General features: G+C 67.5%; 1 protein-coding gene. It reads right to left on the reverse strand.

All coding sequences use genetic code 11. The annotated features are described in order from the left end of the window. Window positions 1-28: 28 nt before the first annotated feature. Complete coding sequence (locus GBZ48_RS36650) at window positions 29-16,249, reverse strand: calcium-binding protein (RefSeq protein WP_343049098.1); 16,221 nt, start codon at window positions 16,247-16,249, stop codon at window positions 29-31. Between the last annotated feature and the right edge of the window lie 188 nt (window positions 16,250-16,437).

The following is a 16,437-nucleotide window of genomic DNA, read 5'->3' on the forward strand; positions in this document are numbered from 1 at the left end:
CGTCCCTTCCCCATTGCTCCGCGGCCATTCACCGCCAGGCGGCGGTGATGGCGGCCTCGACCTGCGGCAAGGCATCGGGATCGATGCTCATCGTGCCGGCCGCCGGCGGAGCGAACCCTGCCATGGCCTGCACCAGCCGGTCCACCATGGAGTCCAGCAGCACGGCTCCATCGGCCGTCTCGATGCTGTCCATTTGATGCTCGACGCCGCTGTACCAGCCGGCGATGGTCACCTTGTCGGCCGTGCCGACCACCTGCACCTCCAGATCGCTGCCCGATTTGGTGAACCAGAGCTGATGGGCATCGATGCCGGCGTCGAACACCAGCCGGTCATGGTCGATATCGCCGTCATTCTCTACGATGCGGTCACGCCCGTCCCCACGTCCGAACCGGTAAACATCGTCGCCCAGCCCGCCGGCCAACGTGTCGTCCCCGGCACCGCCGCTCAAGGTGTCGTCGTTGAGCACAGACCTGGAAACCACGACGCTGTTGGAGGCGAAACCGACGATGTCGGCCCGGCCGTCGCCATCGACGTCGGCGAGCTGACGGGGGTAGGTGTTGTAGTTGCTCCAGCCGTTGTAGCCGTAGTCGCTTGTCCCGATGCGCATCCGGCTGAAGGTGCCGTCCGCCTGACCGAACGACACGTAAGCTCCGTTGCTGGCGAATCCGACGATGTCCATCCGGCCATCGCCATTCACATCGGCCAGTTGGCGGGGATACTGGTCCTCGCTTGTCCAGCCACCGGTGTTTTTGGTGAAGTTGTCGCTGTAGGCGACTTTCATCGGGGCGAACGTGCCGTCGGCCCGCCCTTGCGCGATAAAGACTTTATCGCCACCGAAACCAACGATGTCAGCCATGCCGTCACCATCGACGTCGCCGAGAAGACGGGGATAGTCGTTGTTATTGGACCAACCGTAGCCGGTGGTGAAACTGCCATTATAGGCGAGATTGACGGCCCCGAAGGTTCCGTCCGCCTGCCCCAGGGAGGTCACCACGCCGACGCTGGAGAAACCGACGATGTCCGCCCGGCCGTCACCGTTCACATCCCCAAGCAGTCGGGGATATTGGCTCATGCTGGTCCAGGTGGTTCCATAAGTGAGATTTCCGGTCAGCGCCCTCTGAGCGGCTGCGAAAGTTCCATCCTCCTTGCCCAGAGCCACCCGCACTTCGTTACTGGCGAAGCCGACGATGTCCATTCGTCCATCGCCATTGACATCGGCCAGCATTCGGGAAGTGACGTTCTGGCTGTTCCAGCCGCCATAGCCGGGCGTGAAATCCCCATTGTAGGCGACCTGGACCGGTCCGAAGCTGCCATCCGCCTTACCAAGGGCAATTTGAACCGAAGTGCTGGAGAAACCGACGATGTCCGCCCGGCCATCGCCATTCACGTCGCCGGTCAAACGGGGAACATAGTCCTGCGTCGTCCAGGTGACGGAAAAAGCGCCGTTGAACACCGTCGACATCGAATCGAACAGGTATGTGCCGCTTTCCGACCCGGCATCCCCGATCAAGCTGTCGTTGCCGTCGCCCCCCTCCAGAACATCCCGTCCGGTGCCGCCCACAAGCGTGTCGGCGCCGGCGCCGCCCGTCAGCCGGTCATCGTCGGCATTTCCGGCAAGCACGTCGTCACCGTCGCCGCCGTCGATGGCATCGTTGCCCTCACCGCCCGACAGGCTGTCGTTGCCGCCACCGCCCAGCAAGGTGTCGTTGCCGCCTTCGCCATAGGCGACGTCAAAGTCGCCGGAGCCGACCACGTCGGCCCGGCTGTCCAGCAGATCGTCGCCGTCGCCGCCATGCAGTTCGTCGCGGCCGGTGCCGCCGATCAGCGTGTCGTTACCGGCATAGCCGGTCAGCACGTCGTTGCCGCCCCGCCCGTCGAGCAGGTCGCCGTTCGCATAGCCGAACAGCGCGTCGTTGCCGTCGCTACCGATGGTTTCCAGCTGCAGGGCGGGATTCGACAGCAGCACCTCCGTCCCGTCCTGGAAGCGGACGGTCTCCAGATAGTTGCTGCCGTTGCCGGCGCCGCTGAAGCGGTTGGAGATGACCACCTGCTCCGGCCGGTCGCGGAAGCGCAGCACCAGATTGTTGTCGAAGCGCGCGATCAGAAGCTGGTCGGCCGCAAATCCTTCGCCGAATAGCAGCGTGTCGTTGCCGGCGCCGCCGATGATGGTGTCCCGCCCGCCGTCATAGATCACCAGATCGTCGCCGGCGCCGCCGTCGATGTTGTCGTCGCCGTCGCCACCCCGGATGGTGTCGTTGCCCGCCTCGCCATAGAGAAGGTCGTTGCCGGCTCCGCCCTGGATGACGTCGTCGCCGTCGCCCCCCTGAATGCTGTCGTCACCCGCCTCGCCATAGAGGAAATCGTTATTGGCCCCGCCGTTGAGCGTGTCGATCCCGTCGCCGCCATACAGTTCGTCGGAACCGTTGTTGCCCGCCAGGGCGTCATTGCCGGTGCTGCCCATCAGCGTGTCGTCGCCGTCGCCACCCGACAGGGCGTCATTGCCGGCACCTCCGTCGAGCAGATCGTCGCCGGCGCCGCCGTAAAGGGTTTCGTTGCCGCCGCCGCCGCGCAGGGTGTCGTCACCGTCGTCGCCGGACAGCGTGTCGCTGCCGCTCATGTCATCGCTGTTGTCGAGCAGGTCGTTGCCGGCGCCGCCGAACAGCTGATCGCTTCCCGCCCCGCCATACAGGATGTCGTCGCCGCCATAGCCATAGATGCTGTCGTTGCCGCCACCGCCACGGATGGTGTCCGAAGCGGCATATCCCTCAAGCGTGCGGGCCGCGGCATCGTCCCAGGTGTCGATGATGAGGCCCGGATTCGTCAGGTCGACGGTCCGCCCATCGGCAAACAGCAGGGTTTGCAGGTAATTGGTGCCGTTGCCGGCACCGCTGAACCGGTTGGCGACGACGATCCGGTCGGTCTTGCCGTTGAAGCGGACATGCAGGTCGTTGCCGTAACGCTCGAACCGCAGATCGTCGCTGCTGTAGCCTTCACCGAAGGACAGCGTGTCGTTGCCGCCGCCACCGGTCACCGTGTCGGCGCCGCCCTGGTAAAGCACGAGGTCGTCGCCAGCCCCGGTGACGATCCAGTTGGCACCGGCACCGCCGGCCAGCGTGTCGTTGCCGTCCTCGCCGTAAAGCGTATCGGCATCGTCCCCGCCGGACAGGATGTCCGCACCGGCACCGCCATACAGCGTGTCGACCCCCGCCCCGCCCAGCAGGCTGTCGTCGCCGGCGTCGCCATACAGAATATCGTTGCCGTCATCGCCATTCAGAGTGTCGTTGCCGCCGCCGCCATACAATGTGTCGATACCGGCACCGCCGGACAGGCTGTCCTTGCCCTCATCGCCCTTGATGGAATCGTTCCCGGCATTCCCCTCGATCAGGTCGTCGCCGTCGCCGCCATAGAGCGCGTCGTTGGCGGCACCGCCATAAAGCGTGTCGTTACCCGCCTCGCCATAAGCACTGTCGCCGCTGGCCGTGTCGTCCCGGCTATCGATCAGGTCGTCGCCATCGCCGCCGTAAAGGGCATCGGCACCGGAGCCGCCATACAGCGTGTCGTTGCCGCCATAGCCATAGATCGCGTCGGTGCCGCCGTTGCCACGGATCACATCGCCGGCATTGTAGCCTTCCAGCACATGCCCGACGTCGCTGTCGCGCGTGGCGATGAACAGGTCGGTTCTGGACAGATCCACCGTTCCGCCATCGGCGAAGCGCAGGGTCTGCACATAGTTCGCCCCCTCACCATTGCCGTTGAAGCGGTTGGCGACGACGATCCGCTTGCCGAGATCGTCGAAGACCAGATGGAGATCCTTGCCGAACCGTTCCAACCGCAGGCCGGACTGGCTGTAGCCTTCGCCGAAGACCAGCTCGTCGTTGCCGCCGCCGCCCACCACGGTGTCTGCGCCGCCTTCATAGACGATGCGGTCGTTGCCGGCACCGCCGTTGATGGTGTTGGCGCCTGTCCCGCCATACAGCGTGTCGTCGCCGTCCCCGCCTTCGAGGGAATCTGCACCGGCGCCACCTTCCAACCGGTCGGCACCCGTTCCACCATACAGTGCATCGTTGCCGTCCCCGCCAATCAGCAAATCATCGCCGGCATAGCCGTACAGGGTGTCGTTGCCGCCGGCGGCGTCGATGGTGTCGTTGGCCATGTAGCCGTAGAAGGTTTCCGCCGTCGACTGCCCATGGGTTTCTATCACAATGGTCTGGGCGGACAGGTCTATGGTGCTGCCATCGGCGAACTTCACGGTCTGCACGAAGTTCGCACCGTCGCCTTCGCCGCTGAACCGAGCGGCCAGGACGATGCGGTCGCCGGTGTCGCGGAAGATCAGGTGCAGGTCGGCGCCGATGCGCGAGAGGTACATTTGATCCCGGCTCAATCCGGGCTCCAGTTCCAGCACGTCAGCGCCGCCACCACCGGTGATGCTGTCCACGCCGTCACCGGTGGTGAAGCGGATCACGTCGTCGCCAGCACCACCATCGATTGTATCGTTGCCGGCACCGCCTTCGAGCGTATCGTTGCCGGCCTGACCATAGAGGTAATCGGCACCAGCGCCACCAAGAACGGAATCGGCACCGTCCTCGCCATAGAGGTAATCGTTGCCGCCACCGCCGTCGATCAGATCGCTCCCGGTGCCGCCATAGGCGACATCGACACCGCCGCCGCCATAAATGGTGTCGTTGCCGGTTCCGCCATAGGACGCATCGTTGATGCCGCCGGCATTGGAATCGTCGCGGTTGTCGATCAGGTCGTCGCCGGCGCCGCCGTGCATCTCGTCGGACCCGGAGCCGCCCAGGATGGTGTCGTCGCCGGCACCACCGAGGATTGTGTCGTTGTCGGCACCACCCGACAGGCTGTCGTTGCCTTGGCCGCCGCTGAGCGCGTCATTGCCGGCGCCGCCGTCAACGACATCGTTGCCAATTTCGGGAGACAGGGAAGGAGACGGTAGTAGCGAATTCAGAGACCACTCTGCCGGTGAATAGTTCTCCCAGATATAGAAGCCGGCGGATATGGGGTATCCATCGACCTCCAGACCCGCAACGAAGACTGCGTTGCTGGCTCGCCACTGACCCCAGTTATTATTGACAATACTGATATTCAGACGGCTGGCTTCGCTCACGTCCCGTATGGTAAGGCGGTAGTCCCTTAGCTGACCGACATACTGAATGTAATTTCCCGTCGGATCGAGGTGCGAATAGTAAACATTGATTGTCTCGTCCATGACGACGTTGCCGTCGAGTGTCACGATGACGCGAGGCCAGCCATTAACGGTATGCCCACCGAGTCTCAGTCGAACGGTTATCACTTCGTTTCCGGCGGTCGATATCTCGTCGCCCCACAAGCGGTCTTCTCCACCGGAACCGACAACCGTGTCGTTCCCGTTTCGGCCGAAGACCATATCGTTGCCGTCACCGCCATCGACCACATCAGCGCCGTCGCCGCCATCCAGGTAATCCTGGTCGGCGCTGCCCGTCAGCGTATCCTCACCGCCATAGCCATAGATCGTATCGTTGCCGGCCTGCCCGTCGATGGTGTCGCCGACGTTGTAGCCTTCCAGCTTCTCGCTTCCTGCGCCGCCGATCGTCTGGATCACCAGATCCTGGCGCGTCATGTCCTCCAGCGATCCGTCGGCAAAGCGCAGGGTCTGGGCATAGGCGGAACCGTCGCCAGCACCGTTGAAACGGTCCTTGACGATGATCTGGTCGGACCGCCCGGTAAAGCGCACGTAAAGGTCGTTGCCGAAGCGGGCGTAATAGAGCGTGCTCCTGTCGAAGGACGCATCCAGTTCGATGACGTCGTTGCCGCCGGTGTTGTAGACGATGTCCTGACCGCCGTCGAAGCGGATGACATTGTTCCCGGTTCCGCCGTAAAGCGTGTTGTTGCCGGCCCCGCCGATCAGCGTGTCATCACCGGCGTCGCCATAGAGCGTGTCGTCCCCCTCACCGCCATCCAGCGTATCGAGCCCGTCACCGCCTTCCAGCCGATCGGCACCGACCCCACCGGTCAGCGTGTCGTCGCCCGACCCGCCATAGAGTTGGTCATTGCCGGTCCCGCCATCCAGCGTGTCGTTCCCGCCATAGCCATAGATCGTGTCGTTGCCATCGACGCCCTGGATCAGGTCGCCGACATTGTAGCCCTCCAGCTTTTCGGAACCGGCGGTCGCCAGCGTTTCCAGCGTCAGCGTCGGGTCGGTCAGGTCCACCCGCTGCCCGTCGGCGAACAGCAGGGTCTGGACATAGCTCGCCCCGTCGCCGGCGCCGTTGAAGCGGTTCTTCAGCACGATCTCGTCGGTCGCACCCCGGAAGCGCAGATAGAGGTCGTTGCCGAAGCGGGCGTAATAGACATCCTCCCGCCGCAGGCCGCTGCGGATTTCCAGGACGTCGTTGCCGCCCTCGTTGGTGATGGTGTCCCGGCCGCCGGCATGGTGGATCACGTCGTCGCCCAGGCCGGTCAGGATGGTGTTGGTTCCCGTCCCGCCTTCCAGCGTGTCGGCGCCATCGCCGCCCTGGATGCTGTCGTCACCAGTACCGCCCGACAGGCTGTCGTCGCCGACCCCGCCGGACAGCGTGTCGTTGCCGTCGCCGCCCAGCAGGCTGTCGTCGCCGGCATTGCCCTCCAGCCAATCGTTGCCGGCCTTGCCCTCCAGCCGGTCGTTGCCGTCGCCGCCGGAGAAGGTCTCGGCCGCGTCGCCGCCGAGGATGGTGTCGTCGCCAGCCTCGCCATAGGCGACGTTCAGCGACGCCCCGGTGCCGGTGTCGTCCCGGTTGTCGATCAGGTCGTTGCCGTCGCCACCATAGAGCTGGTCGGCTCCCACGCCGCCGATCAGGGTGTCATCGCCGGTCCCGCCGGTCAGGCTGTCGTTGCCATCACCGCCTTGCAGCAGGTCGTCGCCATCGTCGCCGTTCAGCCGGTCGTCACCGGCCCCGCCGATCAGCGTATCGTCGCCCAATCCGCCATAGAGCTGGTCGTTGCCGGTACCGCCATCCAGCGTGTCGTTTCCGCCATAGCCATAGATCGTATCGTTGCCGCCGATGCCCTGGATCAGGTCGCCGACATTGTAGCCCTCCAGCTTTTCGGAGCCGGCGGTCGCCAGCGTCTCCAGCTTCAGCGTCGGGTCGGTCACGTCCACCCGCTGCCCGTCGGCAAACAGCAGGGTCTGGACATAGCTCGCCCCGTCACCGGCGCCGTTGAAGCGGTTCTTCAGCACGATCTCGTCGGCCGCGCCGCGGAAGCGCAGATAGAGGTCGTTGCCGAAGCGGGCGTAATACAGGTCCTCCCGCCGCAGGCCGCTGCGGATTTCCAAAACGTCGTTGCCGCCCTCGTTGGTGATGGTGTCCCGGCCGCCGGCATGGCGGATCACGTCGTCGCCCAGGCCGGTCAGGATGGTGTTGGTTCCCGTCCCGCCTTCCAGCGTGTCGGCGCCGTCGCCGCCCGAAAGGAAGTCGTCGCCGTCACCACCCTGGAGACTGTCATTGCCGGCATCGCCGTACAGTGTGTCGTTGCCGGCGTCGCCGGACAGGCGGTCGTCGCCCTCACCGCCTTCCATGTAGTCGGTCCCGGCCCCACCGACGATCAGGTCGTTGCCCGCACCGCCATAATGGAGGTCGGCATCGTCGCCGCCCTCCAGCGTGTCGTCGCCGTCGCCACCTTCGAGCCGGTCGGCCCCGGCACCGCCGAGCAGCCGGTCGTTGCCGGTGCCGCCGAGCAGAACGTCGTTGCCGGCCCCGCCATCGAGCAGATCGTCGCCGCCATAACCGAGGATGGTGTCGGTGCCGCCAAGGCCGCTGATGGTGTCGTTGGCGTTGTAGCCTTCCAGCGTCTCGTTGAACTCGTTCGCCACCGTTTCCAGCACCAGCGCGGGATCGGACAGGTCGGCCCGGTCGCCGTTGGCGAACAGCACGGTCTGGACATAGCTCGCGCCGTCGCCGGCCTTGTCGAAGCGTCCGGTCAGCACCACCTCGTCGCTTCGGTTGCGGAAGCGCAGGTACAGGTCGTTGCCGAAACGGGCGTAATACATGTCGGCCCGCGTCAGCCCGCCACCGATCTCCAGCGTGTCGGCGCCGGCTTCATTGGTGATGGTCTCGCGCCCGCCGTCGAAGCGGATCGTGTCGTCACCGGCTCCGGTGAACAGCCTGTCGGTGCCGCCGCCGCCAATCAGCGTGTCGTCGCCATCGCCGGCCAGCAGGCTGTCGTCGCCGTCGCCACCCTCCAGCAGGTCGTTGCCGGCCCCGCCGTCCAGCGTGTCGGCCCCCGCCCCGCCGGACAGGCCGTCATTGCCGTCACCACCCGAAAGGAAGTCGGCGCCATCGCCGCCGGACAGGGAGTCGTCACCAGCCTCGCCGTGAAGGCTGTCGTTGCCGGCTCCACCCGACAGCGTGTCGTCGCCGACATCACCCTTCAGGACGTCGGAGCCGTCGCCGCCGACGACGCTGTCGTCGCCGCTGCCAGCATAGATGAAGTCGTCGCCAGCCCCACCATTGAGGCTGTCGTCGCCGCTGTAACCGTAAATGGTGTCGTTGCCACCCTGCCCGCGGATGATGTCGCCGACATTGTAGCCCTCCAGCTTTTCGCTAAGGTCGGTCGCGACCGTCTCAAGCGCCAGATCCTGCGCCGTGACGGCATAGTCCGTCCCGTCGGCGAAGCGCAGCGTCTGCACGAAGCTGGTCCCGTCGCCGGCCCCGACGAAGCGGCCGGTGAGGACGATCTGCTCCGCCGAATTGCGGAAGCGGATGTAAAGGTCGTTGCCGAAGCGCGCAAAGTAGAGGTCGGCGCGGGCGATGCCCGGTCCCATCTCCAGAACGTCGTTGCCGCCTTCGTTGGTGACGGTGTCGCTACCGCCGCCATAGCGGATCAGGTCGTCGCCGGCACCGCTGAAGATCGTGTCGTTGCCGGAGCCACCCGCCAGCGTGTCGTTGCCGGCGCGGCCATAGATGGTATCCGCGCCGGCGCCGCCGTCGATGCTATCGGCACCGTCCTCACCGTCGATGCTGTCGTTGCCGCCGCCACCCGACAGGCTGTCGTCGCCGCTGCCGCCGAAGATAACATCGGAACCGCCGCCACCCAGGACCGTGTCGTTGCCGTCGCGGCCCTGGATCACATCGCTCGCGCCATCGGTGCCGGGGTCATCGCGGCCGTCGATCAGATCGTCGCCCGTACCGCCATCGATGGAATCCGATCCGGTGCCGCCGATCAGCGTGTCGTTGCCGGCATAGCCGAAGATCGTGTCGTTGCCGGCCGTCCCCTCGATCCGGTCGCCGACATTGTAGCCCTGCAGATACTCCGCCGCCGCGGTCGCCACCGTCTCCAGTGCGATGTCGGTGCGGGTCAGGTCGAAGCTGGTGCCGTCGGCGAAGGCCAGCCGCTCCACGAAGGACGCGCCGTCGCCCACCATGTCGAAGCGTCCGGTCACCACGATCTCGTCGGTCGGCCGCCCGCGGAAGCGGATATAGAGGTCGTTGCCGAACCGCGCGAAATAGAGATCGCCGCGGCCGATGCCGGGACCGAACTCGATGCGGTCGAGCCCGGCGCTGTCCAGGATGTAATCGCGCCCGTCGCCGATGCGGTAGACGTAGACGTCGTTGCCGGTCCCGCCGTCCAGCGTGTCGTTGCCGATGCCGCCGATCAGCGTGTCGTTGCCGCCGCCGCCGCTCAGCCGGTCATCGCCGTCTTGGCCCAGCAGCAGGTCGTCGGTCGCCGCCCCGGTCAGCAGGTCGCCGCCGGTGCCGCCCAGCATCGCCAGTTCGCCCAGCGGCATGGTGGTGCCGTCCGAGAAGGTCAGCCCGGCCAGCCCGCTGGTGCCGTCGCTGGCCGAGAAATGGTTGACGATGCGGATCTGCCGGCCGGTGGCACGGACCTGCACGATCAGGTCGCCGCCGGACCGCGTCAGCACGACGTCCTTCCAATCCAGCCCGTCGGGCAGGCCCACCGTGTCGCCACTGCCGGGGAAGATGATCAGGTCGGTGTCGATGCTGCTGAAGCGGAAGGCCGACGGCCCGTCGCCGCCGATGAAGACGTTGCCGGCCCCCAGCACCCACGGAATCCCGGCCGCGAAGTTGATCTCATCGAGCTGGTTCAGGAAATGGTTGACCACCAGCACGTTGACCGTGCCGTCGGCCGAGACGATGCGCAGATCGTCATGCTCGCGCACCAGGCGCAGGTTGGCCGGCGGAATGCCGGCACCGAAGACCAGCCGGTTGTCCCCCCCCGCCGGGTGGATCGTCACCGGCCCGCTGCCGGAACCGACGCTGAAACTGTTGTTGCCGCGGCTGCCGATCAGAATCCCGTTGCCTGCAACCGCCCAGCTCTGGCCGTCGTCACAACGGACGGTGGACAGGCCGGACCCGCTGCCCGCCAGCCCGGTGGGGCCGAAATGGTTGACCACCGTCAGGTCGACGCTGCCGTCGTCGGTGAAGATGTGCAGGTTGACGCCGTCGCGCTCCATCCGCACCAGCGCCGGGTCGATGCCGGGACCGAAATACAGCCGGTCGCTGCCGCCACCGGGGAAGAGGTAGCGCTGGCCCTGGCCGGGCAGGATGGTGAAGTCGTCGGTTCCCTGCTGGCCGAACATCACGCTGTCGCCCTGCAGGTTGAGCGTCACCCCGCCGGAGAAGGTGATGGCGTCCAATCCGCGCGCCAGCCCATCGGTGGGCGCCGTGAAGTGATTGACGACGCGCACGACGCGTCCGCTGCCGATGAAGGCCACCACCAGATCGACGCCGTCCTGCCGCAGCGTCACGTCGCCGGGGGAAACGTCCGGTCCGAAGACGATCTGGCTGCCCCCGCCGCCGGCATGGACGATCTGGGTGGCCGGCCCGGTCTTGCCGATGGTGAAGCGGTCGCCGCCTCCGCCGCCGATCAGCGTGTAGGGCGAGTTGAGGTCGAATACCCGCCCGTCGGAGAAGTCCAGCTGGCCGACGCCGCCGAAATAGTTGAGGACGGTGACCACCTGCTGCGTGCGGTCGATGAAGACCTGCAGGTCGGACCCGGTGCGGATCAGCCGCACCTCAGTGCTGTCGATGTCCTCGAACACCACGCGGTCGCCGCCTTCGGCATAGATGGTCTTCGACCCGCTGTCCGGACCGACCAGGAAGACCGTTCCGCCCTGGCCGCCGATCAGCAGATTGTCGCCGGTCAGCGGCAGCACCGAACCGTCGGGGCGCGTCAGCGACTCCATCGGTGTGCCGGCGAAATGGTTGACGATGGTCAGCGCGTCCGCGGTGCCGTCGATGGTGATGCGCAGATTGTCGCCGATGCGCGCCACCCGGATCTTGGAGCCATCCACCGTGTCGACGAAGCGCAGGGTGTCGTCGCCGGCACTGTCGGGATAGACGATCACGTCGCCCATGCCGCGCTGGATCACGAACTGGTCGTGGCCGGTGCCGCCGATCAGCACCTTGCCGCCCTGGATGTTCCAGGTGGTGCCGTTGTTGAAGACCAGATCGCCGATGCCGTTCATGGCGAAATGGTTGACGATGACCATCTCGTTCGGCTGGCCGACGATGGTCAGGTGCAGGTCGTTGCCGACGCGCACGATGCGGGTCTTGCCCGGATCGGCGTCGATGGACAGATGCTGGCCGGGCGCGCCGGGATAGATGTACATCGGTCCGGCGGGAATCGTCTCCGCTCCGCCGCCGCTGATGAAGACGTTGGTGCCGATGATCGGCCAGACGACGCCTCCGGGGAATACGATCTCGGGAATCGCCACCACGCCGCCCGTGGCGAATTGGTTGACGATGGTCATGCTGTCGGTGCCGGCAGTGACGCGCAGATCGTTGCCGACACGGGTCAGGCGGACGGTGGACGGGTCGATGCCGGGTGCCACCTCGATGCGGTCGCCACCGCCCTGGCCACCGCCACCATAGACGACGACGGCGCCGGAGCCGGGCGACAGCAGGAACCGGTCGGCACCGTCGGTGCCGATGCGGGCGCCGGGACCGCCGACCGTCCAGATCTTGCCGTCGGCGAAGGCGATGTCGCGCGCCTCGTTGCCCAGGAAATGGTTCAGCACCTTGACCGTGTCGCTGCCGTCGCGCATGACGATCTCAAGGTCGTCGCCGACCCGGCGCACCAGCGTGTCCAGGCTGTCGAAGCCGGTCCCCAGCCGCAGGCGGTCGCTGCCGCCGCCGGGGTAGAGCGACACATGGCCGATGCCCGGTGCGGCGGTGAAGGTGTCGGTGGCGCTGGTCCCGACCATGATGCTGGCGCCCCAGATGTTCCACGTGTCGCCGTCGATGAAGCGCAGCGTGTGCACGCCGCCGCTGGCCCCGCCGGAGAAGTGGTTCAGCACGGTCAGCTTGTCGGGCAACGTGCGCAGGCCGATCACCAGATCGTCGCCCACCCGCTGCATGGTCACGCTCGCCTTGTCGATGCCGGGACCGATGACGATCTGGTCGTTGCCGCCGCCGGGCAGGATCGATTTGGCGCCGCCGCCGACCGTCAGGGTGTAGCTGTCGTCGCCGGCCCCGCCGATCAGCAGGGCGGGATCGGACAGGTTCCAGAAGCGGCCGCCGGCATAGACGTTCTCAAGCAGCGACGCCCCCCAGCCGGTGGCGAAATGGTTCAGCACGGTGACCTTGTCCGTCGAACCCTTCACCGAAATGACCAGATCGTCGCCCTGGCGGGTGAAGCCCAGCTTGTCGGCCCCGATGGCGGACGCGACGTTCAGCGTGTCGATGCCCTTGCCGGCGAACAGCGTGACGGCCCCGTCGCCCGGCTTGAAGGCGAACACGTCGGCGGTATCGCCGCCCATGCGGAATCCGGCCCCGCCGTCCAGCGGCCAGACCGTCCCGTCGGCGAAGGTCAGGCTGCGCAGCACGCCGTTGCCGGCGCCCGCGTCGTTGAAGTGGTTGAGCACCACAACCCGGTCGTCGGCGTTGCCGATCTGGATGATCAGCTTGTCGCCATCCCGGCGCAGCGCCACCTGCGACGGAACGATGCCGGCCCCCAGCACCAGCCCGTCGCGGCCACCACCGGTCGCGAGCACGCGCTCGCCCAGGCCGGCCGCCACCTCCACGCGTTCGTCGGCGGCAGTGCCGGCGATCAGGCGGGTGTTGTCGATGGACCATTCGGTTCCGTCGCCGAAGCGGATGGTCCGATAGCCGTCGGCATTGCCGTCGAACTGCTGCTTGATCAGCCAGGACGCGCCGCTGCCGTCATAGGAGATGCGCAGGTCGTCGCCCTCGCGGGTCAGCCGCATGCGGTCGGGGTCGATGTTCGACGCGAAGGCGATAGTGTCGGCACCGGCGCTGCCGTAGAGAATCGTCTGCCCGCCATCGAGCCCGAAGACCATGCGGTCGTCGCCGCTGCTGCCGATGCGGATGTCGTTGCCGCTCACGCGCCAGCGGCTGCCGTCGGCCAGTTCGATCGCTTCAACCCCGCCATTGCCGGCCCCGGCCAGCGCCTCGGCCGAGAAATGGTTGAACAGCAGGAGCGAGCGGTCGGTCCCGACGATGCGGATCTCCAGGTCATCGCCCTTGCGCGACAGGCGCAGATCGTCGGCGCTCACGTCGGCGCCGAAGCGGATGACGTTCACACCGGCATCGGCATGCAGGCTGTGGCCGGCGAAGCCGGGCTCGATGGCGATGGTGTCGTCGCCGGTGCTGCCCAGCAGCAGGTCATCGCCCCACACCGGCCAGACCACACCGTCGGCGAACTGGATCTGGCGGACGCTGCCGTCCCCCGCTCCAGCGGCACCATTCGGGGCGAAATGCCCCATGACGGTGATGCGGTCGCGGGCATAGCCGTCCTCCCCGGCCGGGCCGCCCTGAGCGTCGAACAGGATGTGCAGGTCGTCGTCGATCCGCACCAGATGCGCGATCTCATGCCGGAAGCCGGAACCGAGCCGCACCGTGTCGTTGCCGCCCTCGCCGAACACCACCACATGACCAACGCCGGACGGGGCGGTCAGGACATCGTCCCCTGCCGTGCCGGTGACCACGAGGTCGCCGAACATCCGCACGCCGTCCTGCACATAGACCGTGGTCGCACCACGGCTGTACAGGTTGTACAGCACGGAACCGACGGTCTGGCTGCCGCCACGGCGCCATCCGGACTCCTTGAAGGTGACCAGATCGTTGCGGTCGCCGGTGACGTAGAGCGGCGCCCCGCCGGTGTCGGCGACGATGCCCTGCTCGTTCAGGATCAGGGTCTGGCGGCCCGGATGGCCGAGGTCGATCATCTCGACGCCATGGACCCCGCCGGCATCGGCGCCGGTCACCACCAGCCGCTCGCCCTCGAAGCGCAGGGTATCGAAGCCGCTGCCACCGTCGATGCCGGCGAAGCCGTCGTCCAGCACCCGCAGCGTGTCGTCGCCCGCCCCGCCGGACAGGCTGTCGGCACCGCCGCGGCCGTCCAGATAATTGGCGGCGCCGTCGCCGGTCAGGCTGTCGGCACCGCCGGTGCCGATCAGATTCTCCACCCCGTCGAGCCGGTCGCCCTCGGCATGGCCGCCGCGGCCGATGCCGGTGGCGAGGTTGACCGACACCGCGGCATCCGACGCCGAATAGTCGGCGGTGTCGATCCCTGCCCCGCCGCTCAGGCTGTCGGCGCCGATCCCGCCGATCAGCGTGTCGTTGCCGCTGCCGCCGCGCAGGCGGTTGGCGCCGGCATCGCCGGTCAGCCGGTCGTCGGCGGCCGAGCCGGTCAAATTCTCGATCCCCGACAGCACGTCGCCCGTGGCGTCGCCGCCGGTTGCCGTTCCATCGGCAAGGCTGACCGTCACCCCGGCGGCAGACCCGGTGTAGTCGGCGGTGTCCGATCCGGCCCCGCCGATCAGCGTGTCGGCACCGGCGCCGCCGCGCAGGGTGTTGTCCTGCGCATCGCCGGTCAGCAGGTCGGCACGGGTCGAACCGAACAGGTTCTCGACCCCGATCAGCACATCGCCCTCCGCCGTGCCGCCGAGCCCGGTGCCCGCCGACAGATCGACCGTCACCGCCGCGCCGGACGCCGAATAGTCGGCGGTGTCGCTGCCGGCCCCGCCGATCAGCGTGTCGGCGCCCGCCCCGCCCACCAGCGTGTCGTTGCCGCCGGCACCATCCAGGATGTTGGCCCCGCCGTCGCCGGTCAGCCGGTCGCCGAAGGCCGAGCCGGTCAGGTTCTCGATCCCGCTCAGCCGGTCGCCCTGGGCGTCGCCGCCGCTGCCGGTTCCGCTCGCCAGACTGACGCTCACAGCGGCGGCGGAGGCCAGATACTCCGCGGTGTCGATGCCGTCGCCGCCGATCAGCGTATCGGCACCGCCCAGCCCGGCGAGCGTGTCGTTGCCACCGCGCCCGTCGAGCCGGTTGGCGTTCGCATCACCGGTCAGCCGGTCGTCATGGTCGGAGCCGGACAGGTTCTCGATGCCGGACAGCACGTCGCCCTCGGCATCGCCGCCCGAACCGGTGCCGCTGGCCAAATTCACCGCGACGCCGTCCGCGGAGGCCGCATAGTCGGCGCTGTCGATCCCGTCGCCGCCGGTCAGCGTGTCGGCTCCGGCACCGCCGGACAGCCAGTCGTCCCCGGCACCGCCGTCCAGCCGGTTGGCGCCGGCATCGCCGGTCAGCCGGTCGGCGCCGGCCGAGCCGGTGACATTCTCGATGCCGGACAGCAGGTCGCCTTCTGCATCGCCGCCAGTGCCCGTCCCCGCCGCCAGATCGACGGCGACGCCGCCGGCCGATGCGGCGTAGTCGGCGGTGTCCGTCCCCTCACCGCCGAGCAGCGTGTCGGCACCGGCGCCGCCGGCCAGCAGATCGTCACCCGTTCCGCCGTCGAGCAGGTTCGCGCCGCCATCGCCGGTCAGCGTGTCGTCATAATCGGAACCGGTCAGGTTCTCGATCCCGGACAGCACGTCGCCCTCGGCATCGCCGCCCAGGCCGCTGCCATTGGACAGATCCACCGCCACGCCCGCATCGGAGGCGGAATAGTCGGCAAGGTCGATGCCATCGCCACCGATCAGCGTGTCCGCACCGCGCAATCCGGCAAGCGTGTCGTCACCGCCGGCGCCGTCGAGGCGGTTGACGCCGTCATCGCCGGTCAGCCGGTCGCCGAAGGCGCTGCCGGTCAGATTCTCGATGCCGGACAGCCGGTCGCCCTCCGCGTCGCCGCCAATGCCGGTACCGCTGGACAGATCGACGGTCACGCCGTCAGCCGATGCCGAATAGTCGGCAAGGTCGACGCCCTCGCCGCCGATCAGCGTGTCGGCGCCGCCAAGCCCGATCAGCGTGTCGTTGCCGCCGCGGCCGTCGAGCAGGTTGCCGTTCGCATCGCCCACCAGCAGATCGTCGTGATCCGAGCCGGTCAGGTTCTCGATGTCCGACAGGACGTCACCCTCGGCATCGCCGCCGGCCGCCGTGCCCGCCGCCAGATCGACGGCGACGCCGCCGGCCGATGCGGCGTAGTCGGCGGTGTCCGTCCCCTCACCGCCGAGCAGCGTGTCGGCACCGGCGCCGCCGGCCAGCA

This window comes from Azospirillum melinis (assembly GCF_013340935.1).
GTDB lineage: Bacteria > Pseudomonadota > Alphaproteobacteria > Azospirillales > Azospirillaceae > Azospirillum > Azospirillum melinis.